This is a genomic window from Providencia sp. Je.9.19, assembly GCF_051129765.1.
Lineage (GTDB): Bacteria > Pseudomonadota > Gammaproteobacteria > Enterobacterales > Enterobacteriaceae > Providencia.
This window is the reverse complement of sequence record NZ_JBCPSS010000071.1, coordinates 1-255: the sequence shown is the minus strand read 5'-3', so window position 1 is coordinate 255 and position 255 is coordinate 1. Positions and strand designations below refer to the sequence as shown.

General features: G+C 41.6%; 1 pseudogene. It reads right to left on the bottom strand.

The annotated features are described in order from the left end of the window. Positions 1-133: 133 nt before the first annotated feature. Positions 134-255, bottom strand: a pseudogene (locus AAZR93_RS21750) (fimbrial protein); the annotation flags it as partial.

The window sequence follows — 255 nt, the reverse complement described above, 5'->3', positions numbered from 1 at the left end:
CATTAGCCAGAAAACACCTACTAACAATAGCGCCGTATTTAACAATCCTGTTCGCTTCACGATCACCTCCATTGCTGAACAAGCCATGAAGTGCCGAAACACCCCATGACGCACATACCTTAATTTTTAAAAATTAGTTGTATGCTAAGGTAAAGTTCGTTACTGCTTGGAAGTTACCTGGAGTTACAGTTGTTCCTAGACCTTTCAACGAAGCTTGGAATTTCAGCTCATTGTCGCCTTGAACGTAGTTTTGAG